General features: G+C 69.7%; 22 protein-coding genes and 1 pseudogene. 11 read left to right on the top strand and 12 right to left on the bottom strand.

Annotation, left to right across the window (positions count from 1 at the left end; translation table 11 throughout):
* The first annotated feature begins 44 nt into the window (after positions 1–44).
* Positions 45–473, top strand: a complete 429-nt coding sequence (locus Q2K21_RS25870) for a CBS domain-containing protein (protein WP_310775530.1) — start codon at positions 45–47, stop codon at positions 471–473.
* 129 nt (positions 474–602) lie between these two features.
* Here Q2K21_RS25870 and corA read toward each other — a convergent pair whose 3' ends face one another.
* The 5 genes from corA to Q2K21_RS25845 all read right to left on the bottom strand — a co-directional run bounded on the left by corA (position 603) and on the right by Q2K21_RS25845 (position 5,522).
* Positions 603–1,730, bottom strand: a complete 1,128-nt coding sequence (gene corA / locus Q2K21_RS25865) for a magnesium/cobalt transporter CorA (RefSeq protein ID WP_310775528.1) — start codon at positions 1,728–1,730, stop codon at positions 603–605.
* A gap of 255 nt (positions 1,731–1,985) precedes the next feature.
* The gene (locus Q2K21_RS25860) at positions 1,986–2,891 is read right to left on the bottom strand and encodes a carbohydrate kinase family protein (RefSeq protein ID WP_310775526.1); all 906 of its coding nucleotides are present in this window, start codon (positions 2,889–2,891) and stop codon (positions 1,986–1,988) included.
* Positions 2,888–3,793 carry a pseudouridine-5'-phosphate glycosidase gene (locus tag Q2K21_RS25855; protein WP_310775524.1) on the bottom strand — a complete coding sequence of 302 codons (906 nt, stop codon included), beginning with the start codon at positions 3,791–3,793 and terminating at the stop codon, positions 2,888–2,890. Before Q2K21_RS25855 ends, Q2K21_RS25860 begins: the two co-directional genes overlap by 4 nt.
* 218 nt (positions 3,794–4,011) lie before the next feature.
* Positions 4,012–4,566 (bottom strand): methylated-DNA--[protein]-cysteine S-methyltransferase, encoded by a 555-nt coding sequence (locus tag Q2K21_RS25850; RefSeq protein ID WP_310775522.1) that lies wholly within the window; start codon positions 4,564–4,566, stop codon positions 4,012–4,014.
* Positions 4,567–4,649: 83 nt separating this feature from the next.
* Positions 4,650–5,522: a glycerophosphodiester phosphodiesterase gene (locus tag Q2K21_RS25845; RefSeq protein ID WP_310775521.1), complete on the bottom strand. Its 873-nt coding sequence runs from the start codon at positions 5,520–5,522 to the stop codon at positions 4,650–4,652.
* 279 nt (positions 5,523–5,801) lie between these two features.
* Here Q2K21_RS25845 and Q2K21_RS25840 point away from each other — a divergent pair, with 279 nt between their 5' ends.
* From Q2K21_RS25840 to Q2K21_RS25810, 7 genes are all read left to right on the top strand, one after another.
* Positions 5,802–6,668 carry an MHYT domain-containing protein gene (locus tag Q2K21_RS25840; RefSeq protein ID WP_310775519.1) on the top strand — a complete coding sequence of 289 codons (867 nt, stop codon included), beginning with the start codon at positions 5,802–5,804 and terminating at the stop codon, positions 6,666–6,668.
* Between the two features lie 40 nt (positions 6,669–6,708).
* Positions 6,709–8,853, top strand: coding sequence for an excinuclease ABC subunit UvrB (uvrB, locus tag Q2K21_RS25835; protein ID WP_310775517.1), 2,145 nt, complete (start codon positions 6,709–6,711; stop codon positions 8,851–8,853).
* A 160-nt stretch (positions 8,854–9,013) separates the two neighbouring features.
* On the top strand, positions 9,014–9,592 hold the full coding sequence (locus Q2K21_RS25830; RefSeq protein WP_310775515.1) for a TerD family protein: 579 nt from the start codon (positions 9,014–9,016) through the stop codon (positions 9,590–9,592).
* A 45-nt stretch (positions 9,593–9,637) separates the two neighbouring features.
* A complete protein-coding gene (locus Q2K21_RS25825; RefSeq protein ID WP_310775513.1) occupies positions 9,638–11,581 on the top strand; it encodes a TerD family protein in 1,944 nt (647 codons plus the stop codon).
* Between the two features lie 292 nt (positions 11,582–11,873).
* Complete coding sequence (locus tag Q2K21_RS25820) at positions 11,874–12,875, top strand: TerC/Alx family metal homeostasis membrane protein (RefSeq protein ID WP_310775511.1); 1,002 nt, start codon at positions 11,874–11,876, stop codon at positions 12,873–12,875.
* A 129-nt stretch (positions 12,876–13,004) separates the two neighbouring features.
* On the top strand, positions 13,005–13,307 hold the full coding sequence (locus Q2K21_RS25815) for a hypothetical protein (protein ID WP_310775509.1): 303 nt from the start codon (positions 13,005–13,007) through the stop codon (positions 13,305–13,307).
* A 75-nt stretch (positions 13,308–13,382) separates the two neighbouring features.
* Entirely contained in the window at positions 13,383–14,483 is a 1,101-nt protein-coding gene (locus Q2K21_RS25810) for a calcium:cation antiporter (RefSeq protein ID WP_310775507.1), read from the top strand.
* A 64-nt stretch (positions 14,484–14,547) separates the two neighbouring features.
* Here Q2K21_RS25810 and Q2K21_RS25805 read toward each other — a convergent pair whose 3' ends face one another.
* Positions 14,548–15,819 carry an MFS transporter gene (locus Q2K21_RS25805; protein ID WP_310775505.1) on the bottom strand — a complete coding sequence of 424 codons (1,272 nt, stop codon included), beginning with the start codon at positions 15,817–15,819 and terminating at the stop codon, positions 14,548–14,550.
* 133 nt (positions 15,820–15,952) lie between these two features.
* The gene (locus tag Q2K21_RS25800; protein ID WP_310775502.1) at positions 15,953–16,999 is read right to left on the bottom strand and encodes a S66 family peptidase; all 1,047 of its coding nucleotides are present in this window, start codon (positions 16,997–16,999) and stop codon (positions 15,953–15,955) included.
* 103 nt (positions 17,000–17,102) lie between these two features.
* On the opposite strand from Q2K21_RS25800, the gene aroQ reads away from it, so the two are divergent.
* The gene (gene aroQ / locus Q2K21_RS25795) at positions 17,103–17,576 is read left to right on the top strand and encodes a type II 3-dehydroquinate dehydratase (protein WP_310775500.1); all 474 of its coding nucleotides are present in this window, start codon (positions 17,103–17,105) and stop codon (positions 17,574–17,576) included.
* A 76-nt stretch (positions 17,577–17,652) separates the two neighbouring features.
* Here the strand turns inward: aroQ and Q2K21_RS25790 are convergent, their stop codons facing one another.
* The 5 genes from Q2K21_RS25790 to Q2K21_RS25770 all read right to left on the bottom strand — a co-directional run bounded on the left by Q2K21_RS25790 (position 17,653) and on the right by Q2K21_RS25770 (position 22,128).
* Positions 17,653–18,381, bottom strand: coding sequence for an amino acid ABC transporter ATP-binding protein (locus Q2K21_RS25790; RefSeq protein WP_310781240.1), 729 nt, complete (start codon positions 18,379–18,381; stop codon positions 17,653–17,655).
* A 65-nt stretch (positions 18,382–18,446) separates the two neighbouring features.
* Positions 18,447–19,385 carry an amino acid ABC transporter permease gene (locus tag Q2K21_RS25785; protein ID WP_310775497.1) on the bottom strand — a complete coding sequence of 313 codons (939 nt, stop codon included), beginning with the start codon at positions 19,383–19,385 and terminating at the stop codon, positions 18,447–18,449.
* On the bottom strand, positions 19,382–20,266 hold the full coding sequence (locus tag Q2K21_RS25780; protein WP_310775495.1) for an ABC transporter substrate-binding protein: 885 nt from the start codon (positions 20,264–20,266) through the stop codon (positions 19,382–19,384). Before Q2K21_RS25780 ends, Q2K21_RS25785 begins: the two co-directional genes overlap by 4 nt.
* Positions 20,267–20,745: 479 nt before the next feature.
* Positions 20,746–21,402: an MBL fold metallo-hydrolase gene (locus tag Q2K21_RS25775; RefSeq protein WP_310775493.1), complete on the bottom strand. Its 657-nt coding sequence runs from the start codon at positions 21,400–21,402 to the stop codon at positions 20,746–20,748.
* Between the two features lie 21 nt (positions 21,403–21,423).
* The gene (locus tag Q2K21_RS25770) at positions 21,424–22,128 is read right to left on the bottom strand and encodes a maleylpyruvate isomerase family mycothiol-dependent enzyme (RefSeq protein WP_310775491.1); all 705 of its coding nucleotides are present in this window, start codon (positions 22,126–22,128) and stop codon (positions 21,424–21,426) included.
* A 223-nt stretch (positions 22,129–22,351) separates the two neighbouring features.
* Here Q2K21_RS25770 and uvrA point away from each other — a divergent pair, with 223 nt between their 5' ends.
* Both uvrA and Q2K21_RS25760 read left to right on the top strand, forming a co-directional pair.
* Entirely contained in the window at positions 22,352–25,393 is a 3,042-nt protein-coding gene (gene uvrA / locus Q2K21_RS25765) for an excinuclease ABC subunit UvrA (protein WP_310775490.1), read from the top strand.
* 310 nt (positions 25,394–25,703) lie between these two features.
* A pseudogene (locus Q2K21_RS25760) lies at positions 25,704–26,525 on the top strand (RNA-guided endonuclease InsQ/TnpB family protein); the annotation flags it as partial.
* Positions 26,526–26,530 lie beyond the last annotated feature (5 nt).

The raw sequence follows: 26,530 nt of genomic DNA, 5'->3' as shown, positions 1-26,530 counted from the left end.
TGCGTCCCGTGCCGCGCCGGCCGTCCGGCATCGGGAGGTACTTCATGACCACAGCCGGAGACATCATGCACCGTGGTGCCCAGTGGATCCCCGCCCACGAGACCCTGGACCGCGCCGCCCAGCTGATGCGTGAACTCAACGTCGGTGCGCTGCCCATCAGCGACGAGAACGAACGGCTCTGCGGCATCCTCACCGACCGGGACATCGTCGTCGGCTGCGTGGCCATGGGCCACGACCCCTCGCGCGTGACCGCGGGAGACATGGCCAAGGGCACCCCGCGCTGGATCGAAGCGGGCGCCGATGTCGGCGAAGTGCTCGAGGAGATGCAGGGGCACCAGATCCGCCGGCTTCCCGTCATCGAGAACAAGCGCCTCGTCGGCATGATCAGCGAGTCCGACCTTGCCCAGAACCTGACGGACGATCAGCTCGCCCACTGGGTCGAAAGCGTCTACGCGAGGACCGCGACGCACTGACCGGCCTGCTCGCAGACCGCCCCTTGCCCGACTGGACGTCCGCCCACCCGAGCCCCCGGACCGGCCGGCAATCGTCGACCGCCTCGGGCCGAAGGTGCCGGACGAGCCCGGGTGAGGGGCGCGCCGAGGTCACAGCCAGCCGTTGCGCTTGAAGCCCCGGTACAGGACGAGACAGGCGACGCCTATCACGACCAGGACCAGTGGATAACCGAAGCTCCAGTGCAGCTCCGGCATGTACTCGAAGTTCATGCCGTACACACCGGTCACCATGGTCGGCACCGCGATCAGTGCTGCCCAGGCCGTGATCCTCCGCATGTCCTCGTTCTGCGCGACGCTCACCTGCGCGAGATGCGCCTGCAGGATCGAGTTGAGCAGTTCGTCGAAGGCCGCTATCTGCTCGGTGGCGCGCAGCAGATGGTCGGAGACGTCCCGGAAGTACGCCTGTATCTCCGGGTCGATCACCCGGATCGGCCGGGTGGCCAGCTCCTGGATGGGGCGGTCCAGTGGCGCCACAGCGCGCTTCAGCTCCAGGAGTTCACGCTTGAGCTGGTAGATGCGGCCCGGATCCACCCGCGCGCCGTTCTCCGCGAACACATCCGTCTCGACCTGGTCGATGTCCTCCTGCACCGCGTCCGTGACGTTCAGATAATCGTCCACGACATGGTCCGCGATCGCGTGCAGCACCGCGGCGGGGCCCTTCGCCAGCTGCTGCGGGTCGGCCTCCAGCTCCTCGCGCAGCGGGCCGAGCGAACCGTGCCGGCCGTGCCGCACGGTGATGACGAACGATGGACCGATGAACACCATGATCTCGCCGGTGTTCACCACCTCGCTCGTCGCGGTCAACTCCTGGTGATCCACGTAGCAGACGGTCTTGAAGACCGCGAACAGCGTGTCCCCGTACCGCTCCAGCTTCGGGCGCTGATGGGCCTCCACCGCGTCCTCGACCGCCAGCGGATGCAGGTCGAAGAGCTCGGCGATGCCCGCGAACTCCTGACTCGTCGGCTCGTGCAGCCCGAGCCAGACGAAGCCGTCGTCACTCTTGCGTACCCGCTCCACCGTCTCGACCAGATCTCGGCCGTCGGGAACGCGCACGCCGTCCTGGTACGTCACGCAGTTGACCACCGCGGAGCCCAATGGCGACCGGGCGGGGTGGCTCAGATCGACGCGCACACGACGTCGTGCGAGCCGCGCCACCTTGCGGAGGCCACCGACCTTGCCGAGGCCCGTCACCTTCCGCAGATTCCCTGCCATGGACATCTGGATCTCCTTGCGTGGATCTCCTCGCGCCGCATTCCGCGCCTTCGCGAGCCAGTCTGCCAGTCCGCGTCGATCGCCGGAAAAGCCTGTGGAAGCGGAACGTTCCGCTTTGGTGGGCGGGTTGAGCGGCCACCGCGAGGCGGCTGTGGGCACAGGGCGGGGGTGGCGGGGGTGGCTGTGCGAAGGTGGTGCGGGGGTGGCTGCGCGGACGACGCGGTCTGCGAGGACGTCGGCCGGACGCTCCCGTCCCCGGTCCTACCGGACGCCTTTTGCCGGTCTGGCTCCCACCTTCTCCACCGCCATGGCTCCCGCCCTGCATCCTTCCGCCGCGGCCTCCTCGGGTTTCGACCCCGCGAGCAGCGTCGCGAGGAACGCCCCGGTGAACGCGTCGCCGGCGCCCGTCGTGTCCCGAGGGGTGGCGGGGGCCGCAGGGATCCGGGCGCGTACCGCCCCCGACACGGCCACCAGCGCTCCCTCCGCGCCCTGCTTGGCCACCACCAGGGGGACAAGGCGGCTCAACTTGGCCGCCGCGTCCGCCGGGTCGGGCAGCCCGGTCAGCAGACACGCCTCGTCCCGGCTGGGCAGCAGCACGTCGACCCCCGCGGCAAGCGCCAGGAACCGGTCCACGCCCAGCCCGGAGAGAAACCCCGCCGAGGCCGGATCCAGACTCACCGGTACTCCGCGCGCGCGAGCCGCCTCCAGGGCCTTCGTCGCCAGCGCCCGGCTCGGCTCGGAGAAGAACAGATAGCCCGACAGATGCAGCCGTACGACGCCGTCCAGCAGCGCGTCCGACCAGTCACCGGGTTCCAGCCTGAGCGATGCCCCACTGTCCGTGAGGAAGGTGCGCTCAGCCGAGGCGCCCGCGTCCACCAGGCAGATCACCGTCCCCGTGGGCGCCTCGCGATCGATCACGAGGTGGGGCCGTACACCCGATGCCGTCAGCTCCCGTTCGTGCCAGGCGACCGCCTCGGTGCCCACCCGTCCCAGCAGCCGCACGTCCGGGCAGCCCCAATGGGCCGCCCAGCACGCCACGTTGGCGCCTGCGCCTCCGGGCAGCGTCCGGATGACGGCGGCCGTGTCGGTGCCCGCCGCGAGCGGACCGACGTGCCGGGCGACGATGTCCGTGACGACGTCCCCGACGACCAGCAGCGCCTGGCTCACGCCTCCACCCAGGCCGCGGCGACCCGCGCCGCCAGCCGCACGTTGCCGCGCACGGCCGCCAGATTCGCGCTCAGCGAGGCCCCGTCGGTGTGCCGTACCAGATAGTCGAGCAGGAACGGCGTGACCGCCTGACCGGTGACACCCTCCTCCTCGCACGCGCGCAGCGCGTCGGCGAGCACGCGCGCGTGGAGCTCGGGATCGAGCTGCTCCTCCTCCGGGACCGGATGGGCGACGATGAGCGCCGACTCCGGACCGCCGAGTGCGTCCTGCGCGCGCATGACCTGCGCCACCTGCGCCGGCGACTCCAGTGTCCAGTCGACCGGATACCCGGAGTCGGAGAGGTAGAAGCCGGGGAAGCGGTCCGTGCCGTACCCGGCCACCGCCACGCCCAGCGTCTCCAGGCGCTGCAGCGTCGCCGGCACGTCCAGGATCGACTTCACCCCCGCGCACACCACCGTGATCCGGGTCCGCGCCAGCAGACCCAGGTCCGCGGACTCGTCCTGGGTCACCGTCCACTCCCGATGGACCCCGCCGAGCCCGCCCGTGGCGAACACCCGAACGCCCGCGAGGGAGGCCAGCAGTGCCGTCGCGGACACGGTCGTCGCCCCGCTCACGCCCGCCGCCACCGCGAGTGGCAGATCGCGATGCCCCAGCTTGCGGATCCCGTCCTCGTTCGCGACCCGCTCCACCTGCTCCTTGTCCAGGCCGACATGGGCCCGTCCGTCCAGAATGGCGATCGTCGCCGGTACGGCGCCCTCCTGCCGTACGACGTCCTCCAGTTCCAGCGCGACCTGGAGATTGCGTGGACGCGGCAGCCCGTGCGCGATGATCGTCGACTCCAGAGCCACCACCGGTCGGCGCGCGGCGAGCGCCTCCCGTACCTCTTCGGACACCACCAGCACGCGCCTGCCTCCTGTCTTTCGGTCCTCCCTCATCTCTGGCGGGCGGCGCGTCGGGCCAAACCCTTGCGAGCTGTGGGAGAGGACACCGGCTTGAGGGCATGACGGACAACTCGCCACATCTTGACCGTGTCGTCCTGCAGGTCCGGGACCCGGTCGCGGCCTCCGGCCGCTAGGGGAAGACGGTCGGCCTGCCCCTGCTCACCGCCCCTGCGCGCGGCTCAGAACAACGGCTCCGGCAGCACCCCTTCGAGCGCCAGGAGTTTCCGCTTGGTCTCCAGCCCGCCCCCGAACCCGCCGATGCCGCCGTGGCTCTCGACCACCCGGTGGCACGGCACCACCACCGGCAACGGGTTCGAGCCCATCGCCACACCCACGGCCTGGGCGGCGCCCGGCTGGCCGACCCGGCCGGCCAGGTCGCCGTACCCGACCACCGTGCCGTACGGCACGCCGGACGCCAGCTCGCGCAGCACCTGGCGGTTGAACCCGGTGATCAGGGACCAGTCCAAGGGCAGCTCGAAGTCGTGGCGCTCACCCGCGAAGTAAGCCGTCACCTGGCGTATCGCCTCGGCCAGGAGCGGGGAGCCGGGGTCCTCCACGGGCTCTGTGCCGAGCCGGGCGGCGAGCCGCTCCAGCGCCCTGTCGCGCACGGCGTCCGTCGCGTGGAACACCACGTTCACCAGGCCGTCGTGCGTGGCGGCCAGCAGCAGGGGACCGATGTCCGTGGCGACGACGGTCCACACCACCTGCTGCTCGTACTGCCCAAGACTGTCCATGCGCCCACCGTACGGCGCGGCGCTGACAACGCCTCCGGGGCGCGGACCGGGCGGGCGGCCGGGTCCCGGACGCGCACGTCGGTTCAGTAGGCGCTGACCGCTCTCCGGACCACGTCGGGCACGTTCGTGATGATGCCGTCCACGCCGAAGCCAACCACCCGGCGGGCCTCGTCCGCGCCGTCGACGGTCCAGGCGAAGACCTTCATCCGCTGGGCGTGCGGTCCCTGGAGCGCGTGGACTGCTGAGACGTAGCCGGTGGAGAGCTTGGCGTGCGCCGAGTTGATCTGGTCGGTGAACCGCGCGTACGTCGGCAGGTCCGCGACCCGCGGCGTGCCCAGATACGCGGTCCTGATCCCGGGCCGCAGGTGGTGCACCGTCCGCACACTGTCCGCGCTGAAGCTCTGGACGATCAGCCGGTTCCTGAGGTGGCCGGGGTCGAGCCAGCCCTCTTCGCTCAGCAGTTTGAGGGTCTGGCGCTCGATCCCCGGGTACAGCTCTGGGTTCTTGATCTCCAGGACCAGCTTCTGGTGGTTGTGCGACACGCGTTCCATGTACTGCTCCAGCGTCGGCACGCGCGCGCCCGCGTACCGGCGGCCGAACCGGCTGCCCGCGTCCAGGCGTGCGATTTCCAGGGCGGTGAAATCCTTCACCCTCCAGGGTGCCCGGTCGGGGAACAGCCGCTTGACGTCGGTGGTGCGGTCCAGCGTGGCGTCGTGGATGACGACGAGCCGACCGTCCTTGGTGCGCTGCACGTCGTTCTCGACCCACCTGAAGCCCATGGCGGCCGCCTTGTCGATGGCGGCCAGTGTGTTCTCCGGTGCGTACGCGGAGGCGCCGCGGTGGGCGACGACGACCAGGCTGTCGCCGCCGGTGGCTCGTGCGTGGGGGGTGGGCAGTATGGCGACGCTGAGTCCGAAGAGCGCGGCGGTCGTGGCGGTGGCAACGCGCGCGTGCATAGGTACTCCCGGCGTCGATCGATCACATACAGCACCCAACTGACATCAGAGAGTAATGGGGTGGGAGTGTTGGGCGGGCACAGATTGGCGGGAGTTGCCCAAAAGTGCTCACACGCGCCGCACAAGTGAGGTAGCGCCGTGATTCTTTGCCGGAAAATCGTTCGAGCGTTCCGGTGGGAGTCATACTCTCTGCCTCAAACCCTGACCGTCGTCACGGTCCTGGGGATGGGGGCATTTCCGGAATTCAGGGACGCACCAGGGTGGGAAGGGCAGCCGCGGATGCGAGGCACGGTCGACGGCTTCAGTTACGGACTCGTCACTCCGGTGGTGGCGTATCTCATGGCCTGCCTCGGTGGCGCGCTCGGCCTGCGCTGCACCACCAGATCGATGCTGGTCGCACAGTCCTGGCGGGCCGGCTGGCTCGCTCTGGGATCGGCCGCGATCGGGTCCGGCATCTGGACGATGCACTTCATCGCCATGATGGGGTTCACCGTCAAGGAGACCCCCATCCACTACGACAAGGCGATCACGTTCGCCAGCCTCGGCGTCGCCATCGTCATGGTCGGTATCGGCGTCTTCATCGTCGGCTACCGGGGGGCCACCGGAGTGGCCCTCTTCACGGGCGGCACGATCACCGGTCTGGGCATCGCGTCGATGCACTACCTGGGCATGGCCGGGATGCGCCTCAACGGCGTGCTCGAGTACAACACCCTCACCGTCGCCGCCTCCGTCGTCATAGGGGTCGTCGCCGCGACCGCCGCCCTGTGGGCGGCCGGACAGATCCGTGGATTCCTGTGGAGCGTCGGCGCGAGCCTGGTCATGGGACTCGCCGTCAGCGGCATGCACTACACCGGCATGGCCGCCGTCAGCGTCCATCTCCACGGCTCCACCGGCACCCCGGCCGGTGACTCGCCCGCCTCCCTGCTCGCCCCGCTGATGATCGGTCCACTCGTCTTCCTGTGCCTGGCCGGCGTCGTCGTAGTCTTCGACCCGCTGATGGTCATGGGTAAGCCCGACTGGACCCCCGTGGACCGCAAGCCCGGTGTCCCGGCCCATCCCCGGGTCGCCCACACCCGACGGCGCCCGCCTTCCCGCTCCACCCAGCGGGCCGGGCACCAGGGCTCCCGCACCCCGCAGAACCGCTGATCCGACCCCGTTGTCAGCGCGGGGTCGTACGGTGGATTCCATGCGGCCCGTTTCAAAGATCGAACGCACGGTGGCGCCCTTCGAGGTCGTCAGCCCCTTCCAGCCCAGCGGTGACCAGCCCACGGCCATCGCCGAGCTGGAACAGCGCATCCGCGCGGGTGAGAAGGACGTCGTCCTGCTGGGCGCGACCGGCACCGGAAAGTCCGCCACCACCGCGTGGATGATCGAGAAGCTCCAGCGCCCCACCCTGGTGATGGCGCCGAACAAGACGTTGGCCGCCCAGCTGGCCAACGAGTTCCGGGAGCTGCTGCCGAACAACGCGGTCGAGTACTTCGTCTCGTACTACGACTACTACCAGCCCGAGGCATACGTCCCCCAGTCGGACACGTACATCGAGAAGGACTCCTCGATCAACGAGGAGGTGGAGCGTCTGCGCCACTCCGCGACCAACTCGCTGCTCACCCGCCGCGACGTCGTCGTGGTCGCCTCGGTCTCCTGCATCTACGGCCTCGGTACGCCACAGGAGTACGTGGACCGGATGGTCAGCCTCCAGGTCGGCGACGAGATCGACCGCGACCAGCTGCTGCGCCGATTCGTCGACATCCAGTACACGCGCAACGACATGGCGTTCGCACGCGGCACCTTCCGGGTGCGCGGCGACACCATCGAGATCTTCCCGGTCTACGAGGAGCTGGCCGTCCGCATCGAGATGTTCGGTGACGAGATCGAGGCCCTCTCCACCCTCCACCCGCTCACGGGCGAGGTCATCAGCGACGACGAGCAGCTGTACGTCTTCCCGGCCTCCCACTACATCGCCGGCCCCGAGCGCATGGAGCGGGCCGTCAACGGCATCGAGAAGGAGCTGGAGGGGCGCCTGGCCGAGCTGGAGAAGCAGGGCAAGCTCCTGGAGGCCCAGCGCCTGAGGATGCGCACGACGTACGACATCGAGATGCTCCGCCAGATCGGTACCTGCTCGGGCGTGGAGAACTACTCGATGCACTTCGACGCCCGCGAGCCCGGCTCCCCGCCGAACACACTGCTGGACTACTTCCCGGAGGACTTCCTCCTCGTCATCGACGAGTCGCACGTCACCGTCCCGCAGATCGGCGCGATGTACGAAGGCGACGCCTCCCGCAAGCGCACCCTCGTGGAGCACGGCTTCCGGCTGCCGTCCGCCCTGGACAACCGCCCGCTGAAGTGGGAGGAGTTCCAGGAGCGCATCGGCCAGACCGTCTACCTCTCGGCGACTCCGGGACAGTATGAGCTGTCTCGGTCCGATGGTCAGGTCGAGCAGATCATCCGCCCCACCGGCCTCGTCGACCCCGAGGTCGTGGTCAAGCCGACCGAGGGCCAGATCGACGACCTGGTGCACGAGATCCGCAAGCGCACCGAGAAGGACGAGCGCGTCCTGGTCACCACACTCACCAAGAAGATGGCCGAGGACCTCACCGACTACTTCCTCGAACTCGGCATCCAGGTGCGCTACCTGCACAGCGATGTCGACACCCTGCGCCGCGTCGAGTTGCTGCGGGAGCTGCGATCCGGTGAGTTCGACGTCCTCGTCGGGATCAACCTCCTCCGAGAGGGCCTGGACCTGCCCGAAGTCTCCCTGGTGGCGATCCTCGACGCCGACAAGGAGGGGTTCCTGCGCTCCGGCACCTCGCTCATCCAGACCATCGGCCGCGCCGCGCGCAACGTATCGGGCCAGGTCCACATGTACGCCGACAAGATCACCCCGGCGATGGAGAAGGCCATCGACGAGACCAACCGCCGCCGGGAGAAGCAGGTCGCGTACAACACGGCCAACGGCATCGACCCGCAGCCGCTCCGCAAGAAGATCAACGACATCGTGGCGCAGATCGCCCGCGAGGACGTCGACACGGAGCAACTGCTCGGCTCGGGCTACCGCAAGGGCAAGGACGGCAAGGGCGCCAAGAGCCCGGTTCCCTCGCTCGGCAGCCAGGCGGCAAAGGGCGCCAAGCCCGCCAAGGGCAAGACCAAGGCCAAGGAGACGGTGCCGACCGACCGCCCCGCTGCGGAACTCGCCGAGCAGATCGAGGAGCTGACGGAGCGGATGCGGGCCGCCGCGGCGGACCTGCAGTTCGAGATCGCGGCCCGGCTGCGCGACGAGGTCTCCGAGATGAAGAAGGAACTGCGCCAGATGAGGGAGGCGGGACTGGCCTGACGTCCCTGTCGGCGGTGCCGGACCTCGGTATGCGCGCAGTGTGTTGCAAGACCGACACAAAGCGCGGTCCAGGGTTCGGCACTGTCAGTGCCGCTGCGTAGTGTTTTGGCATCCGCGGAGTCCGCGGGCAACAGGGGACAGGCCGAGAGGGGAACAGCGCGTGACCGTCAACTTGACCAAGGGTCAGGCCATCAGTCTGCAGAAGAACGACGGAGGCACGCTGACCGCGGTGCGCATGGGACTCGGCTGGCAGGCCGCCCCCCGGCGCGGGCTGTTCGGCTCGCGCACCCGGGAGATCGACCTCGACGCGTCCGCCGTGCTGTTCGCGGACAAGCAGCCCGTGGACGTGGTCTTCTTCCAGCACCTCGTCAGCAAGGACGGCTCCGTACGGCACACGGGTGACAACCTCGTCGGCGGTGTGGGCCAGGGCGGTGACGACGAGGCGATCCTCGTCGATCTGGAGCGCGTCCCGGTTCACATCGACCAGATCGTCTTTACCGTGAACTCGTTCACGGGCCAGTCGTTCCAGGAGGTGCAGAACGCCTTCTGCCGCCTCGTCGACGAGAGCAACGGCCAGGAGCTGGCCCGCTACACGCTGGCGGGCGGCGGCGCGTACACGGCGCAGATCATGGCGAAGGTGCACCGTGCGGGCGCGGGCTGGACGATGACGGCCCTGGGCACCCCGGCCAACGGCCGCACCTTCCAGGACCTGATGCCGTCGATCCTGCCCCACCTGTAGGCGGCCGGACGCCCGGCACACGAAGCGACGTAGGGGGACGAGGCGATGACGGCCGAGCTGGTCCGGGGGCAGAACCATCCGCTACCCCAGGTCCGACTTGAGGTCCGGGTGTCGGCCGGCAAGCCGATCGTGGCCGGGGCCACGCTCAGCGACGAACAGGGCAAGGTGCGCGGCATCGAGTGGGTCGCCCACCCGGGCGCGCCCACCCTCCCGGGCCTGGAGGTCTCCAAGCAGGCGGCCGCCGACCATCGCCTCGCGTTCGACCTGGACGCCCTGCCGGAGAGCGTGCACCGGGTCGACGTACTGCTCGCCCTGCCGACGGGGATCGGCGGTCCGGTGCGGTTCGGCGCCGTCGACGCCCCCTGCGTCGCGGTCACCGGCCTGGACGGCTCGGAGGTCGTCAGCTACACCATCACCGGCCTGGACTCCGAGTCCGCCGTCATCGCACTGGAGCTCTACCGCAGGCAGGGCGCCTGGAAGGTCCGCGCCGTCGGTCAGGGCTACGCGGGCGGCCTGGCCGCGCTCCTCACCGACCAGGGTCTGACCGAGGCCCAGCAACTCGCGGGCAGCATCAACGAGGCGGTGGTCCAGGGCCTGGCCCGCTCCGTGGCACCGCCCCCACCGCGCCTGCCGGAGAGCGACCGCACGCGACAGACGGCGGCCCCCGCGGCGCCTCAGGGTTCCCCGGGCACCGTACCGCCGCGACAGGAACTGCCCGGCGTGCCGCAGCAGGGATCCCCGTACGACGTCACCGGCACCCGGCCCGCCCCCGGCGGGCCGATCGACTACAACCACCCCGGCCGGCAGAGCGCGCCCCCGCCCCCGCCGGCCGCACCCCCGGTCCCACCCGGACAGCCCGCACCGCCGGTGGCGGGGGACGCGACCGGCTGGTCCCTGGAGGAGCGGCTGTACAACCAGGTCTGGGGCATGTTCGAGGACCTGGCGCGTACGGCGGCCGCGTACCGCAGCGCCGTCGACTTCGCCGACTCACGCCTGGAGCAGGAGCTGGACAAGGCCCTGTCGGACCCCTGCAGCCGCATCGGCGGGCAGGGCGACGCGGCCCGCGAGGAGGCCCAGGCCAAGCACGCCCAACTCGTCAATCAGGCCAGGGCCGCGCTCGACCGCGACCTCACCCAGCTCATCGCCGAGTCCGATGTCGTCGAGCCCGCGCTGCCCCCGGCGTTCGCGCGTTGGGACAACCCGGTCTGGCACGGCTACCGGGTGCCGATGGAGATCCCCATGGCCGTGCGCCTCGGCGATCTGCACCTGCCCGAGAGCGAGAGCCTGCGCATCCCCATGCTGGTCAGGCTGCCGCTGGAGCGCGGGCTGTGGATTGACAGCGGCCGCTCCGCGTCCCTCGACCCACTCGCCGACTCCGACGAACTGCGCCGCCTCGCGATGGAGGCGGCCGTGACGCATGCGGCACGGCTGCTCGCCGTCTACCCGCCCGGCGAGTTCGCGGTGCACGTCATCGACCCGGCCGGCTCGGGCGCCCCGGCGCTCGCCCCTCTCGTGCTGTCCGGGGTGCTCGCCACTCCGCCTGCCGCCGGAGCAGCGGGCGTGGCCGAGGTGCTGACCCGGCTCACCCAGCGTGTCGACCTGGTGCAGATGGCGGTGCGCGGGGGCGCGTCCGACTCCCTGCCGCCCGGCCTCGACATGGCGGAACAGCTGCTGATCGTGAACGACTTCCCGCACGGTTTCGACGACCGGGCCGTGACCCAGCTGCGTTACCTCGCGGACGAGGGCCCGGCCGTCGGCGTCCATCTGATGATGGTCGCCGACCGGGAGGACGCCACCGCCTACGGACCGCTCCTCGACCCTCTCTGGCGCGCACTGCTGCGGCTCACCCCCGTGCCCGACGACCACCTCGCGGACCCCTGGGTGGGCCACGCCTGGACCTATGAGCCGCCGCGCGTCCCGCGGGGCAGCCAGGTGCTCCAGCAGGTGCTCACCCAGGTCACGGAGGCCCGTCGCTCCTGGAAGCCCTGACCCCGGACAGGTCGCTCACCAAGAGTGAGTAAAGTTGCTCTGACCAGCATCTTTGGAAGTTCTTTTACTAATCCCTTTACCTTTCCTTGGTGTTTCGGGTACTCTTTTTGACACGGAGGGGAGTACTCCCTACCTGCAGCGGCGTACCCGTCAGTACGGATCAGGCCAGATCCCGGGGCGCCGGCCCGCAGGCACCGGGCGAGCGCATCACGCGCCCCAGGTGCCCGTGGGTGGAAGAGACCTCCGGTAGCGACGACGCTGACATCTGCCGTGACGTACTGCCGGAGGCGCAGTGGATATTTCCCTGACCCTGTGGGTCCTGACGATCGTGGGCCTCGCCGCCCTGATCGCGGTCGACTTCTTCATCGGCCGCAAGCCGCACGACGTATCGATCAAGGAAGCCGGTATCTGGACGGTCGTCTGGATCGCCCTCGCCGGACTGTTCGGACTCGGCCTGCTCGTCTTCGGCGGCGGCCGGCCCGCCGGTGAGTTCTTCGCCGGCTTCATCACCGAGAAGTCGCTGAGCGTCGACAACCTCTTCGTCTTCGTCCTGATCATGGCGAAGTTCGCGGTGCCCTCGAAGTACCAGCAGCGGGTGCTCCTCGTCGGTGTGCTGATAGCCCTGGTGCTGCGAGCCATCTTCATCGCCGCGGGCGCCGCGATCCTCGCGTCCTTCTCCTGGGTCTTCTACCTCTTCGGCGCGTTCCTGATCTGGACCGCCTGGAAGCTGATCCAGGAGGCCAGGGCCGAGGAGGAGGATGAGGACTACGAGGAGAACAGGCTGCTCAAGGCCGCCGAGCGCCGATTCGGCGTGGCCGACCGCTACCACGGCACCAAGCTGTGGATCCAGCAGAACGGCAAGCGCGTCATGACGCCGATGCTCGTCGTGATGCTCGCGATCGGCACCACGGACGTGCTGTTCGCCCTCGACTCCATCCCCGCGATCTTCGGCCTGACCCAGGACCCGTACATCGTCTTCACGGCGAACGCGTTCGCGCTGATGGGTCTGAGGCAGCTGTACTTCCTCATCGGCGGCCTGCTCAAGAAGCTGGTCCACCTCTCGTACGGCTTGTCGGTCATCCTCGGCTTCATCGGCGTCAAGCTGGTACTGCACGCACTCCACGAGAGCGGGGTCCATGTCCCCGAGATCTCCATTCCGGTCTCCCTCGGGGTGATCTGTGCGGTCCTGATCGTCACGACGATCACCAGCCTGATGGCCTCCGGGAAGCAGACGGAGGCCGAGACGGCGCGGACGCGGAGCGAAGGCGCTCCGAAGGACAGCATCGAAGCCTGACCGCGTCGGACGTAGGAACAACCATCAGCCGGGGCGGTGCGCGGCGCATTGCCGGGTACCGCCCCAGGTGCTTGCTTGGGTCCTGAGCGTCCCCCGGCCCCGGGGGCGCCCCGGCAGGGGGAGGCACCCATGACCTTCGTGCAGATCATCGACTTCGAGACCGAGCGCATCGACGAGATGCGCGCGCTGGTCCAGGAAGCCGACCAGCGGGTGGCCGGCCGCAGCGGCGGTCCCACGCACCGCCTCGTCCTCAAGGACCGCAACACTGAGAACCGCTACCTCGTGGTGATCGAGTTCGAGTCCTACGAGGACGCCATGCGCAACAGCGGCGACCCCGAGACGAGCAGCATGGCCGAGCAGCTGGCGGCGCTGTGTACCAGGGGGCCGTCCTTCACCGACTGCGACGTACAGGAGACGACCGAACTCAAGTAGGGTTCGGCGCCGCACGGCTCGAGGGACGAAACGGCCTGGAATGCGGGCACCGCTCGCGTCTGCCACGATCGCTGCATGATCGTCGGGCTCCGTTCACTCGCGGCGCGGTGGACGACCGTCGTGCCGGCGGGCGCGGCCGTCCTGCTGGCCTTCACTTGGGGACGCACGGTGCCCGGCGCGGTCGTCGCCCTGGTGACGTTGGTCCTCGCCGGCGTCGTGCTGGCCGCGGTCCACCACGCCGAAGTGGTCGCGCACCGGGTCGGTGAGCCCTTCGGGTCGCTCGTTCTCGCCGTCGCCGTCACGATCATCGAGGTGGCGCTCATCGTCACCCTCATGGCGGACGGCGGCGAGAAGAGTGCGACGCTCGCCCGTGACACCGTCTTCGCGGCCGTGATGATCACTTGCAACGGCATCCTCGGCCTGAGCCTTCTCGTCGCCTCCCTGCGCCACGGAACCGCGGTCTTCAACCCCGAGGGCACCGGCGCGGCCCTCGCCACCGTCGCGACCCTGGCCACCCTCAGCCTGGTGCTGCCGACCTTCACGACGAGCAAGCCCGGCCCGGAGTTCTCCTCGGCGCAGCTCACCTTCGCCGCTGTCTCCTCACTGATCCTCTACGGACTGTTCGTGGCGACCCAGACCGTGCGCCATCGCGACTACTTCCTCCCGATCACCCGGCAGGGCGAGGTGATTCACGCGGAAGACCACGCCGACGCACCGTCCGGCCGCACCGCCGGCCTCAGCCTGGGCCTGCTCCTCCTCGCCCTCATCGGAGTGGTCGGCCTGGCCAAGGGCGTTTCGCCCACCGTCGAGTCCGGCGTGGCGGCGGCCGGCTTGCCGCAGGCCGTCGTCGGCGTGGTCATCGCGCTGCTCGTGCTGCTGCCCGAGACGATCGCCGCGCTCCGCTCGGCACACCGCGACCGGGTGCAGACGAGCCTCAACCTCGCCCTCGGCTCCGCGATGGCGAGCATCGGCCTGACCATCCCCGCCGTCGCCATGGCATCCCTGTGGCTCTCCGGACCGCTCGTCCTGGGCCTCGGCGCAGTCCACATGGTGCTGCTCACTCTGACCGTCGTCGTGAGCTCCCTGACCGTGGTGCCAGGACGTGCGACCCCCCTGCAGGGAGGTGTCCATCTGGTGCTGCTCGCGGCGTACCTGGAGCTGGCGGTCAACCCGTAGCCGGTGCGTACGCGTGGGAGGCGGCGCACCAGCGATTGCCCTACGCTCACACGCCGCCGTCGTCTCATCCGGTAACGGGTTCCGTCACCGCGACCGGCACCGGGCGGGTCTCCGGCAGCAGGACGAAGCACCCCAGGCTCAGCAGGGCCACCGCCGTCAGATAGGCACCGACACCCCAGGGCACCCGGCCCCCGTGCTCGGCCAGCGCGGTGGCCACGATCGGGGTGAGGGCGCCGCCGAGCACTCCGCCGAGGTTGTAGCCCACCGCCGCGCCCGTGCAGCGCACCCGGGGCTCGTACAGCTCCGGCAGATACGCGGCGATCACGGCGAACATCGTGATGAAGGCGACCATCGCGCCCAGGAAACCCAGGAACATCAGCAGGGGCTCGCCCGTCGACAGCAGCACGACCATCGGGAACATCCACAGGGCGACGCCCGCACAGCCCGTCAGGCACAGCGGCCGCCGCCCGTAGCGGTCACCCAGGATTGCCATCAGCGGGGTCAGGGCGCCCTTCACCACGACAGCGGCCATCACGCACGTCAGCATGACCGCACGACTCACGCCGAGCCGCTCCGTGCCATACGCCAGGGACCAGGTCGTCACGGCGTAGAAGACCGCGTACCCGACCGCCAGCGCGCCGGCCGTCAGCAGGACGAGCCGCCAGTGGCCGCGCAGGACCTCGGCGAGCGGCACGCGCGCGTGGTCGTCGATTTCCAGGAAGAGCGGGCTCTCCGCGAGCGAGCCGCGCAGCCACAGGCCGGCTGCCGCGAGAACCCCCGCCCCCCAGAACGGAATCCGCCACCCCCAGGAGGCGAACTGTGCCTCGGACAGCGTCGCCGACAGCCCGAGCAGCAGGCCGTTGGCCAGCAGGAAGCCCACCGCCGGGCCGACCTGCGGAAAGCTCGACCACAGTCCGCGCCGCCCGGCCGGCGCGTGCTCCGCGGTCAGCAGCACCGCACCGCCCCACTCGCCGCCGAGCCCGAGCCCTTGCAGGAAACGCAGCACAAGGAGGAGCACGGGAGCGGCCGTACCGATCGTGTCGTACGTCGGCACGCAGCCGACCGCCACCGTCGCGGCGCCGGTCAGCAACAAGGAGGCGACGAGAACCGGCCGTCGCCCGCGCCGGTCCCCGATGTGACCGAACAGCACCGAGCCGAGCGGCCGCGCCACGAAGCCGACCCCGAAGGTCCCGAACGCCGCCAGCGTGCCCGCCACCGGCGAGAACGTCGGGAAGAACAGAGGCCCGAGGACCAGGGCGGCCGCGGTCCCGTAGACGAAGAAGTCGTAGAACTCGATGGCCGTCCCGGCGAGCGAGGCGGCCGCGAGCCGGAGCATGGAGGGAGCCCTTACGGTGCGTACATCGTGCATGCCGCGTCAACTACCCGGCGTGACCGGCGGTTACGGGGGCGTGCGGGGGCGTGGCGTGTTGGGCGGGTGGGGCGGGCGTGCGCCCGGGCGGCGGGGGCGGTCAGTAGGTCACCGTGATGCGCCGGGCGGGACCGTCCACGCGTACGGTGCCTCCATAGGGGACGACGACCTGCGGATCGGTGTGTCCGAGGTCCACATCGAAGACGACCATGGTGTCGGGAGCGTAGGCCTTCAGGGCACGCAGTACCGCCTCGCGCTGCTCTGCCGCGTAACGAGCGCCCGCCTCGGGGCTGTTGGGGTGCTCGAACGACCATGTCTTCGGCCGGCCCATGAGCAGCGCGGGGAAGCGCTGAAGCAGTCCGCGCTCACCCATGTTCCGCAGGACGCGGAAGACCTCCTCGCCGCTCGGCATCTCCTCCGACGTCTCCAGGAAGAGCACGCCGGCGTCGTGGACGGTGAGGTCGTGCGACACCTCGCGGTCGGCCATGAGAAGCCAGCCGATGATCTCCAGGCAGCCGCCCCAGCTGCGACCCTCGACCACCCGGTCCGCGTTCAGCCAGGTCCAGCCCGAGCCCGGCCGGGTCTCCGGTTCCGCGTCGAAGGTCGACGGGTCCGCCCAGTCTCGGTCCAAGTCGCGCCAGCGCTCGGCCGGCTTCAACTCGTACTCGCCGGAGGTGAGGAGGGCGGCTCTCAGGGACTCGGCGGTCAGCGGCGCCATCGCGCCAGGACGGCCCAGCTCGCACATGACCGTGCCGCCGTGATAGCTCACCACGCCCGTGTTCCACAGGAAGGCGTGCAGGTTGGTGTTGTCGCTGTACCCGAAGAACGGCTTCGGGTTGGCGCGAATCAACGCACGGTCCAGCAGCGGCAGGAGGGTGATCTGGTCATCGCCGCCGATCGAGGCGATCACGGCCTTGACGGTCGGATCGGCGAACGCCGCGTGGAGGTCGTCCGCCCGCTCCTGCGGTGTCGCCCCCATCTTCCGGGTCGTCGGATACTCGACCGGTTCCAGCCCGAACTCGGTGCGCAGCCGCTCCAGGCCCAGCTCGTACGGGAGCGGGAAGAGGGCGGGAAGCCCGGCGGACGGCGACACGACGGCGACCCGGTCGCCAGGCACCGGCTTGGGCGGGTACGTGGGTGAGGTCATGGCCGGAGGGTACGGGCCGTCGCCCGCCCGGCGCATCGTGATAAACCGGGGGCTGAGCAGCGGTCCTCCAAGGGCCGGACGACCAGAACGGACCGGAGGAACCGTGCCCCGCACCCTCGCCGACGCCCCGATCATGATCCTCAACGGCCCCAACCTGAACCTCCTCGGACAGCGCCAGCCGGAGATCTACGGCTCCGACACGCTCGCGGACGTCGAGGCCCTGTGCGCGAAGACGGCGGCCGCGTACGGAGGCACGGTGGACTTCAGGCAGTCCAACCACGAGGGCGAACTGGTGGAGTGGATCCACGAGGCGCGGTTGAACCACGCCGGGATCGTGATCAATCCGGCCGCCTACTCACACACCTCGGTCGCGATCCTGGATGCGCTCAACACCTGTGACGGGCTGCCGGTGGTGGAGGTCCACATCTCCAACATCCACCAGCGCGAACAGTTCCGGCACCACTCGTACGTCTCGCTGCGCGCCGACGGCGTCATCGCCGGGTGCGGGGTGCAGGGGTACGCGTTCGCGGTGGAGCGGGTCGCGACGCTGGCGGGGGCGGCGCGGACGGAGGCGTGAGACCTCTTCGCGGAGACACCTGACGACCCCCTGAGGGCAACGGCGCGCCGCTGCCCTCAGGGGAGCCTCCCGCGCCTCAGAGCCGCCCTGCCTCCACGATCCTGCTCAGGAAGCGCCGGGTGCGTTCCTGCTGGGGATCGCCGAAGACCTGCTCGGCCGTGCCGCGTTCCAGGACCACGCCACCGTCCAGGAAGCAGACCTGGTCCGCGACCTCGCGGGCGAAGCCCATCTCGTGGGTGGCGAGCACCATGGTCATGCCGTCGGCCTTCAGATCCCGGACGACGGTGAGGACCTCGCCCACGAGCTCCGGGTCGAGGGCGGCGGTGATCTCGTCCAGGAGCAGCAGCCGGGGGCGTACGGCCAGGGCGCGCACGATCGCCACGCGTTGCTGCTGGCCGCCGCTGAGCCGGTCCGGGTACTCGGCTGCCTTGGCACCGAGCCCGAGCCGCTCCAGGAGCTCACGGGCGTGCTCCTCGGCCGCCCTGCGGTCCACGCCGTGCACACGGCGCGGGGCAAGGGTGATGTTCTCCAGGACGGTCATGTGCGGAAAGAGGTTGTACGACTGGAAGACCACACCGATCCGGCGGCGTACGGCGTCCTGGTCGACGCGCGGGTCGGTGATCTCCTCACCGTCCAGCCAGATCGCGCCGTCGTCGATCTCCTCCAGGAGGTTCGCGCAGCGCAGCAGTGTCGACTTTCCGCAGCCGGAGGCGCCGATCAGGACGGTCACCGTGTGCGGCGGGACCTCCAGAGCGACGTCCCGCAGCACGACCGAGCCGCCGAAGGTCTTGCGGACGGACTCCATGCGCAGCACGGGCGCGCCGGCGGATGCGGAGTCTTCGGGGGCGTCCGGCTTGTCGAGGATGTCGCTCACAGGTTCCCTCCCTGCGCCCGCTGCCGGTCCATCCGGGCGGTGACCCAGTCCGTGAAGCGGGTCATCGGGATGGTCAGCGCCACGAAGACCAGCCCCGCGACGATGTAGGGCGTGTAGTTGAGGCTGCGGCCCGCGATGATGTCGGCGGCACGCACCGCGTCCACCGCGCCGCCGATCGAGACGAGCCCGGTGTCCTTCTGCAGGGACACGAGGTCGTTCAGGAGCGGCGGAACCTGACGGCGTACGGCTTGGGGGAGCACCACATGCCGCAGCGCCTGCCGGTTGGTGAGACCGAGCGAGCGGGCCGCGGCGCGCTGCGAGGGATGCACGGACTCGATGCCGGCGCGGAAGACCTCCGCGACGTACGCCGAGTACGTCAGCGTGAGCGCCGTCCCGCCGAGCAGCACCGGGTCGACGGTCACGCCCTGCAGACGCAGCGCGGGGACGCCCAGGACCACGATCATCAGGTTGATGATCAGCGGGAGTCCGCGGAAGAAGTCCGTGTAGGCGGCGGCCAGTGCGCGCAGCGGGAAGAACACCGGGCCGCGCAGGGTGCGGGCGACGGCGATCAGCATGCCGAGGACGAGGACCGCGACCCCGCACACCAGCAGCAGACGGAGGTTGAGCCACAACCCTTCGAGCACCTTCGGGAACGCCTCGCGCGCGTACTGCGCGTTGAAGAACGTCTCCTTGGTGCGCGGCCAGCCCGGCGCGTTGACGATGACCAGATAGAGGACGACGCCGGTGATGAGGGTCGAGAGCGCGGCGACGGCGGTGGCGCGGCGGGCGCGGGCGCGCTTGTGGCGCTCCCGTTCGATGCGCCGCTCGGAGGGGACGTACGCGTCGTCCCCGCCGGGCATGTCCGCGATGTCGTCCGCGGCCGCCATACCGCCCTCGCCGGAGTCCTCTCCCGGCTCCTCCTTGGTGACCGTCACTTGAGCACCGGAGCGTCGACCGCGTCGGACAGCCACTGCTTCTCGATCTTCGCCAGCGTGCCGTCCTTGCGCAGGGCGTCCACGGCGGAGGTCACGCACGAGGTGAGCGCGCTGCCCTTGTCGAGCACGAGCCCGAACTGCTCGGGCGTGCCGCCCTGGTTCTCGAACTGGCCGACGATCTTCGCGTCGGTCACCTCGGCCGCGGTGATGTAGAAGGCGGTCGGCAGGTCGGTGACGATGGCGTCGACCTGACCGTTCTTCAGGGCGGACTTGGCCTGGTCGTTCTTGGCGTACGCGGCCGGCTCCTGCTGCGGCTTCACCACGTCGGTGAGGTAGTCGAGGCTCGTCGTACCGACCTGGGCGCCCAGCTTGAGGTCCTTCAGGTCCGCGATGGTCTTCGCCTTCGCGGCCTTGGAGCCCTTCAGTGCGATGACGGCCTGGCGCACATCGTAGTAGCCGGACGAGAAGTCCACGGCCTTCTTGCGCTCGGCACTGATCGACACCTGGTTGATGTCGAAGTCGAAGGTCTTCTCACCCGGCGCGAAGGCCTTGTTGAAGGGGACGGACTGCCACACGACGGCACTGTCGTCGTAGCCGAGTTGCTTCGCCACGGCGTAGGCGACGGCCGACTCGAAGCCCTTGCCGTTGGACGGCTTGTCGTCCTTGAACCAGGGCTCGTACGCGGGCTCGTCGGTCGCGATCGTCAGTTTGCCGGACGTCTTCGTGGCCAACTTGCCCTTCGCGCACGTCTCGGCGGTCGTCCCGGAAGCCTTGGCGGAAGCTTTCTCCTCCGGCTGCGGGGCACACCCCACGGCGAGGGCGAGCAGGGCGACGGTGGCGCCGGATGCGGCGCGGCGCAGGGCGCGTTGGGCGAGATGCATGGCGGGAGAGTGGCAGTGACACGTCCTGTTTGTCCAGGTCACGCGGGGAACTGTCCGCATAGTGGGAACAAGTGTTGCGTTCCTGTGAACGTTCGGACGGAACGCGCCCGCCGGGGCCGCCGGTCGAGGGCGGGGATCGAGGACCGGCGGCCCGTACCGCGCAGGAGCCGTCACCCTGTGCGGGGCTGCCTCCAGTTGACCGCGCAACCACCTGCGCCGGGAGCGCGCGCAGGGTACCGGCGTGTGTGAACGGTTCGCACGGGGCGCGTGTGCCTACTCTTCACGCCGCGCATTGATGCATGCAGGGCGCGCCGCCGGTGGCGCTCACCCCCCCCGGGGTGCGCCCCCAGCCCACCGCCCCGTGCTCACCATCCGCACGTGCGATTCCCCCGCTCACCATCCCCGTGCTCACCATCCGCACGTGCGATTCCCCCGCTCACCATCCCCGTGCTCACCATCCGCACGTGCGATTCCCCCGCTCACCACCCGCGCGCGTGCCACTCCGGCAGGTGCGGGCGCTCGGCGCCCAGCGTGGTGTCGTCGCCGTGCCCCGGGTAGACCCAGGTCTCGTCCGGAAGCACGTCGAAGATCTTCGTCTCGACGTCGTGGATCAGGCTGGCGAAGGCCTTGGGGTCCTTGCGGGTGTTGCCCACACCGCCCGGGAAGAGGCAGTCCCCGGTGAACACGTGCGGGTGTCCGTGCGGGTCGTCGTAGACGAGGACGATCGAGCCCGGCGTGTGGCCCACCAGATGGCGTGCGGTGAGCTCCACACGTCCCACGCGGATCGTGTCGCCGTCGTCGACCGGGACGTCGGTCGGTACGGGGATGCCCTCGGCGTCGTGGCGTCCCGCATATGTACGCGCGTGTGTGGCCGCCACGACGTCGGCGAGCGCCTGCCAGTGGTCGGCGTGCCGATGGGTGGTGACGACCGACGCGATGCCGTCGTCACCGATCATGCCGATCAGCGTGTGCGCGTCGTTGGCCGCGTCGATCAGCAACTGCTCGTCAGTGGCCCGACAGCGCAGCAGATAGGCGTTGTTGTCCATCGGGCCGACCGCGATCTTCGTGATCATCAGGTCCTTCAGCTCGTGCACGTCCGCCGGGCCACCGACCGTCACCGCTCCGCTGTACGTCATGTTGTCAGCCTACCGACGAGGTCACAGCGGGGGCAGCGCGGGCAGCGTCAGGCCGTCGTCGAGCACCGTCACGCCTTCGCCCCTGGTGCGTCCCGAGAGCCAGCCCACCAGGGCGGGGGCCGTGCCCGTGACGGTGACCGGCTTGTCGTCGGCCTGCCGTCCCGTGGGCCAGGTGAGCCGGCTCGGGTCCTCCAGGGCGGACAACGCGATCCCAGGGACGTCGGGATGGTCCCTGAACCGCTGGGCGAGGAAGTCGATCTCCCGCTCCACGAACTCCGCCGGCAGATCCTCCAGCTCGTATCCGATCCCGAGATCGACATGGTGCAGCTCGATCTCGACCCACCGCCGGAACGGCACCCGGGCCGCCGAGTCGGTGACCCCGTTGCGCAACTCCACCGTGCGCGACCAGTCCGCGGGCGCGGCTCCCGCCTCCTGGAAGCGGGCCGCGCTCGCGCGCAGGTCCGCGAGCTGGATGTCGAGGGAGCGCGGTGCGTCCCGCTCGATGTCGGCGTCCCGCGCCTGGGCGGAGGCGTACATGGGACGCCCCTCCAGCACGTTCACGAGGGCGTCCGCGTTACGGGCGAGATGGGCGAGGACGTGACCGCGGGTCCAACCGGGCAGCCGTGACGACTCGGTCACCGCCGCGTTGTCCAGTGCGACGGCTGCGGTCAGCAGTCGTTCGGTCGCGGCACGTACAGACGCCAGGTCGCGCGCGTGATCAATCATGGGGTCGACCCTAGCCCCGCCACTCCTTCGGGTGAAGGAGGTGAGCTTGGCCCGCAAATCGAATGCACGTGCTATAGGGTCGAGTGCGGCGTCGGGCATGCTGGATGGCCGGGGATTGTTATGAACCCAGGAATCCGACCGGCGTTGTCAGTGGCTCCCCCTAGTCTGAGAAAGCACGGGGGCCTCGCCCCTGTCGCTTCTCTCAAGAAAGGTGCGGACCGGCGTGGCCGACCGTCTCATCGTCCGTGGCGCGCGCGAGCACAACCTGAAGAATGTCTCGCTCGATCTGCCACGCGACGCGCTCATCGTCTTCACGGGCCTGTCGGGGTCGGGCAAGTCCTCGCTGGCCTTCGACACGATCTTCGCCGAGGGCCAGCGACGTTACGTGGAGTCACTGTCCTCGTACGCCCGGCAGTTCCTGGGCCAGATGGACAAGCCGGACGTCGACTTCATCGAGGGCCTCTCGCCGGCGGTCTCCATCGATCAGAAGTCCACCTCGCGCAACCCGCGCTCGACGGTGGGCACGATCACCGAGGTCTACGACTACCTGCGCCTGCTCTTCGCGCGCATCGGCAAGCCGCACTGTCCGGAGTGCGGCCGCCCGATCTCGCGCCAGTCGCCGCAGGCCATCGTCGACAAGGTCCTGGAGCTGCCGGAGGGGAGCCGCTTCCAGGTGCTGTCGCCGCTGGTGCGGGAGCGCAAGGGAGAGTTCGTCGACCTCTTCGCCGATCTCCAGACCAAGGGCTACAGCCGCGCGCGTGTGGACGGGGAGACGATCCAGCTCTCCCACCCGCCCACCTTGAAGAAGCAGGAGAAGCACACCATCGAGGTGGTCGTCGACCGCCTCACGGTGAAGGACTCCGCCAAGCGCCGCCTCACCGACTCCGTGGAGACCGCGCTCGGCCTGTCCGGCGGCATGGTCGTCCTCGACTTCGTCGATCTCCCCGAGGACGACCCCGAGCGCGAGCGCATGTACTCGGAGCACCTGTACTGCCCGTACGACGACCTGTCCTTCGAGGAGCTGGAGCCCCGCTCCTTCTCCTTCAACTCGCCCTTCGGCGCCTGCCCCGAGTGCACCGGCATCGGCACGCGCATGGAGGTCGACCCGGAGCTGATCGTCCCGGACGAGGAGAAGACCCTCGACGAGGGCGCCATTCACCCCTGGTCGCACGGGCACACCAAGGACTACTTCGGCCGCCTCATCGGCGCTCTCGCCGACGCGCTGGGATTCCGGACCGACATCCCCTTCGCGGGTCTGCCGCAGCGCGCCAAGAAGGCCCTGTTGTACGGCCACAAGACGCAGATCGAGGTCCGCTACCGCAACCGGTACGGGCGCGAGCGCGTGTACACGACGCCCTTCGAAGGCGCCGTCCCCTTCGTGAGGCGTCGGCACAGCGAGGCCGAGAGCGACGCCAGCCGCGAGCGCTTCGAGGGCTACATGCGCGAGGTGCCCTGTCCCACCTGTGAGGGCACCCGCCTGAAGCCGATCGTCCTCGCGGTCACGATCATGGGGAAGTCCATCGCAGAGGTCTCCGCGATGTCGATCAGTGACTGCGCGGACTTCCTGGGCGAGCTGAGGCTCGACGCTCGTGACAAGAAGATCGCCGAGCGGGTCCTCAAGGAGGTCAACGAGCGGTTGCGGTTCCTGGTCGACGTGGGCCTGGACTACCTGTCGCTGAACCGCGCGGCCGGCACGCTCTCCGGCGGCGAGGCCCAGCGCATCCGCCTGGCCACCCAGATCGGCTCGGGACTCGTCGGCGTCCTGTACGTGCTCGACGAGCCGTCCATCGGCCTGCACCAGCGGGACAACCACCGGCTGATCGAGACGCTGGTCCGGCTGCGGGACATGGGCAACACGCTCATCGTCGTCGAGCACGACGAGGACACCATCAAGGTCGCCGACTGGGTCGTCGACATCGGCCCCGGTGCGGGCGAGCACGGCGGCAAGGTCGTGCACAGCGGCTCCCTGAAGGAACTGCTGGCCAACGACGAGTCGCAGACCGGCCAGTACCTCGCGGGCAAGAAGTCGATCCCGCTGCCCGACATCCGGCGCCCGCACGACCCGTCCCGCAGGCTCACGGTGCACGGCGCCCGCGAGAACAACCTCCAGGACATCGACGTGTCGTTCCCGCTGGGCGTGTTCACGGCCGTCACCGGCGTGTCCGGCTCCGGCAAGTCGACGCTGGTCAACGACATCCTGTACACGCACCTCGCGCGTGAGCTGAACGGCGCGAGGAACGTTCCCGGGCGGCACACGCGCGTGGACGGCGACGACCTGGTCGACAAGGTCGTGCACGTCGACCAGTCGCCCATCGGCCGCACCCCGCGCTCGAACCCGGCGACGTACACCGGTGTCTTCGACCACATCCGCAAGCTGTTCGCCGAGACCACCGAGGCGAAGGTCCGCGGCTACCTGCCCGGCCGCTTCTCCTTCAACGTCAAGGGCGGCCGTTGCGAGAACTGCGCGGGCGACGGCACGATCAAGATCGAGATGAACTTCCTCCCGGACGTCTACGTCCCGTGCGAGGTCTGCCACGGCGCCCGCTACAACCGGGAGACCCTGGAGGTCCACTACAAGGGCAAGTCCATCGCCGAGGTGCTGAACATGCCGATCGAGGAGGCCCTCGGCTTCTTCGAGGCCGTGCCCGCGATCGCCCGCCACCTTGGGACGCTGCACGACGTCGGCCTCGGCTACGTCCGCCTCGGCCAGTCCGCGACCACCCTGTCCGGCGGTGAGGCCCAGCGTGTGAAGCTCGCCAGCGAGTTGCAGAAGCGCTCCACCGGACGCACGGTCTACGTGCTGGACGAGCCGACCACCGGTCTGCACTTCGAGGACATCAGCAAGCTCCTCAAGGTGCTTGGCGGACTGGTCGACAAGGGCAACACGGTCATCGTCATCGAGCACAACCTCGACGTCGTCAAGACCGCCGACTGGATCGTCGACATGGGCCCCGAGGGTGGCGCGGGCGGTGGTCTCGTGGTCGCCGAGGGCACACCCGAGGAGGTCGCCGGGGTTCCGTCCAGCCACACCGGCAAGTTCCTGCGCGAGATCCTCGGCGCCGAGCGCGTCAGCGACGCCGCCTCGGTGAAGGCCCCGCGCAAGGCGGCGGCCAAGAAGGCGGTCGCGGCCACGTCGACGGCCAAGAAGACGGCGACGGCCAGGACGACGGTGAAGACCGCGAACAACACGGCGACCAAGAAGGCGTCCGGCGCCACGAAGAAGGCGGCCCCCGCGAAGAAGACCACGCGGGCGCGCAAGGCCTGACCCGACCCGGACATGTTCCGGGAGATCCGGTGGTGCCCCGTGGGAGCTTCCCGCGGGGCACCGCTTCTTGGGCGGGCAGCCGCCGAACGCGTATGGCCCGGACGCGTATGGCCCGGACGCGTGGGGCCTGGACGCGTGGGGCCTGGAAGCTGCTACCGGGATTCATTCGCAGTGCACCAGCGTTGACGCCGGTGGTGAGGCGAATCTGGACGCGGCGACGCGGAGCGTCGCCGAATCGTTCCGGCGGAGCTGGATTCGGCTGATCCGTCCCGGGCTGTCGGTGACGGGTGTTAGCGTCCGGTTCATGTAGCTTCGGTATGCCTTCCGTCTCGATCCGACACCGGGTCAGCGCAGCGCGCTGGCCCGGGCGTTCGGGTGTGCGCGGGTGGTGTACAACGACGCGATCGCGGCGCGGGAGCGGGCGCGGGCGGCGGGGGAGGCGTTCCCCACGGCGGCGGTGCTGTCGAGGACGCTGGTCACCGAGGCGAAGAGGACCCGTGAGCGGCACTGGCTGGGCGAGGTGTCGGCGGTGGTGCTGCAGCAGTCGCTGCGGGATGCGGAGAGCGCCTGGCGGAACTTCTTCGCCTCCCTGAAGGGAGCCCGCAACGGGGCGCGGGTAGGGGTGCCCCACTTCAAGTCCCGCAAGGACGAAAGGCAGGCGGTCCGGTTCACCGCGAACGCGCGCTGGAAGATCACCGGGACCGGGAGGCTGTTGCTGCCGAAGGTCGGCGAGGTGCAAGTGCGCTGGTCGCGCACGCTGCCCGCCACCCCGTCCAGCGTCACGGTCATCAAGGACGCAGCCGGGCGATACTTGGCGAGCTTCGTCATCGACACCGACCCGGAGCAGGACCGGACCCGCTTCAGCGAGCCTGGCCCCGACAGCGCTGTCGGTATCGACCTGGGCCTGACCCACTTCGCCGTCCTGTCCGACGGCACGAAGATCGACTCCCCGCGGTTCCTGCGCCGCGCGGAGAAGAAACTGAAGAAGGCCCAGCGGAAGCTGTCCCGCAAGCAGAAGGGATCGAAGAACCGTGAGAAGGCCCGGCTGAAGGTCGCCCGCGCCCACGCCAAGGTGGCTGACGCGCGCCGCGAGTTCCATCACCAGCTCTCCACCCGGCTGATCCGCGAGAACTGTGA

The sequence above is a fragment of the Streptomyces sp. CGMCC 4.7035 genome, from assembly GCF_031583065.1.
In the GTDB taxonomy this organism is placed as follows: Bacteria; Actinomycetota; Actinomycetes; order Streptomycetales; family Streptomycetaceae; genus Streptomyces; species Streptomyces yaanensis.
This window is presented reverse-complemented; position numbering and strand designations above follow the sequence as displayed.

What these genes read in the sequence shown, in the direction of transcription:
- Q2K21_RS25870 (WP_310775530.1), top strand. Translation starts at nt 45, where the DNA reads ATGACCACAGCCGGAGACATCATGCACCGTGGTGCCCAGTGGATCCCC.
- corA (WP_310775528.1), bottom strand. Translation starts at nt 1,730, where the DNA reads ATGTCCATGGCAGGGAATCTGCGGAAGGTGACGGGCCTCGGCAAGGTC.
- Q2K21_RS25850 (WP_310775522.1), bottom strand. Translation starts at nt 4,566, where the DNA reads ATGGACAGTCTTGGGCAGTACGAGCAGCAGGTGGTGTGGACCGTCGTC.
- Q2K21_RS25845 (WP_310775521.1), bottom strand. Translation starts at nt 5,522, where the DNA reads ATGCACGCGCGCGTTGCCACCGCCACGACCGCCGCGCTCTTCGGACTC.
- Q2K21_RS25840 (WP_310775519.1), top strand. Translation starts at nt 5,802, where the DNA reads ATGCGAGGCACGGTCGACGGCTTCAGTTACGGACTCGTCACTCCGGTG.
- uvrB (WP_310775517.1), top strand. Translation starts at nt 6,709, where the DNA reads ATGCGGCCCGTTTCAAAGATCGAACGCACGGTGGCGCCCTTCGAGGTC.
- Q2K21_RS25825 (WP_310775513.1), top strand. Translation starts at nt 9,638, where the DNA reads ATGACGGCCGAGCTGGTCCGGGGGCAGAACCATCCGCTACCCCAGGTC.
- Q2K21_RS25815 (WP_310775509.1), top strand. Translation starts at nt 13,005, where the DNA reads ATGACCTTCGTGCAGATCATCGACTTCGAGACCGAGCGCATCGACGAG.
- Q2K21_RS25810 (WP_310775507.1), top strand. Translation starts at nt 13,383, where the DNA reads ATGATCGTCGGGCTCCGTTCACTCGCGGCGCGGTGGACGACCGTCGTG.
- Q2K21_RS25805 (WP_310775505.1), bottom strand. Translation starts at nt 15,819, where the DNA reads ATGCTCCGGCTCGCGGCCGCCTCGCTCGCCGGGACGGCCATCGAGTTC.
- Q2K21_RS25800 (WP_310775502.1), bottom strand. Translation starts at nt 16,999, where the DNA reads ATGACCTCACCCACGTACCCGCCCAAGCCGGTGCCTGGCGACCGGGTC.
- Q2K21_RS25790 (WP_310781240.1), bottom strand. Translation starts at nt 18,381, where the DNA reads ATGGAGTCCGTCCGCAAGACCTTCGGCGGCTCGGTCGTGCTGCGGGAC.
- Q2K21_RS25780 (WP_310775495.1), bottom strand. Translation starts at nt 20,266, where the DNA reads ATGCATCTCGCCCAACGCGCCCTGCGCCGCGCCGCATCCGGCGCCACC.
- Q2K21_RS25775 (WP_310775493.1), bottom strand. Translation starts at nt 21,402, where the DNA reads ATGACGTACAGCGGAGCGGTGACGGTCGGTGGCCCGGCGGACGTGCAC.
- Q2K21_RS25770 (WP_310775491.1), bottom strand. Translation starts at nt 22,128, where the DNA reads ATGATTGATCACGCGCGCGACCTGGCGTCTGTACGTGCCGCGACCGAA.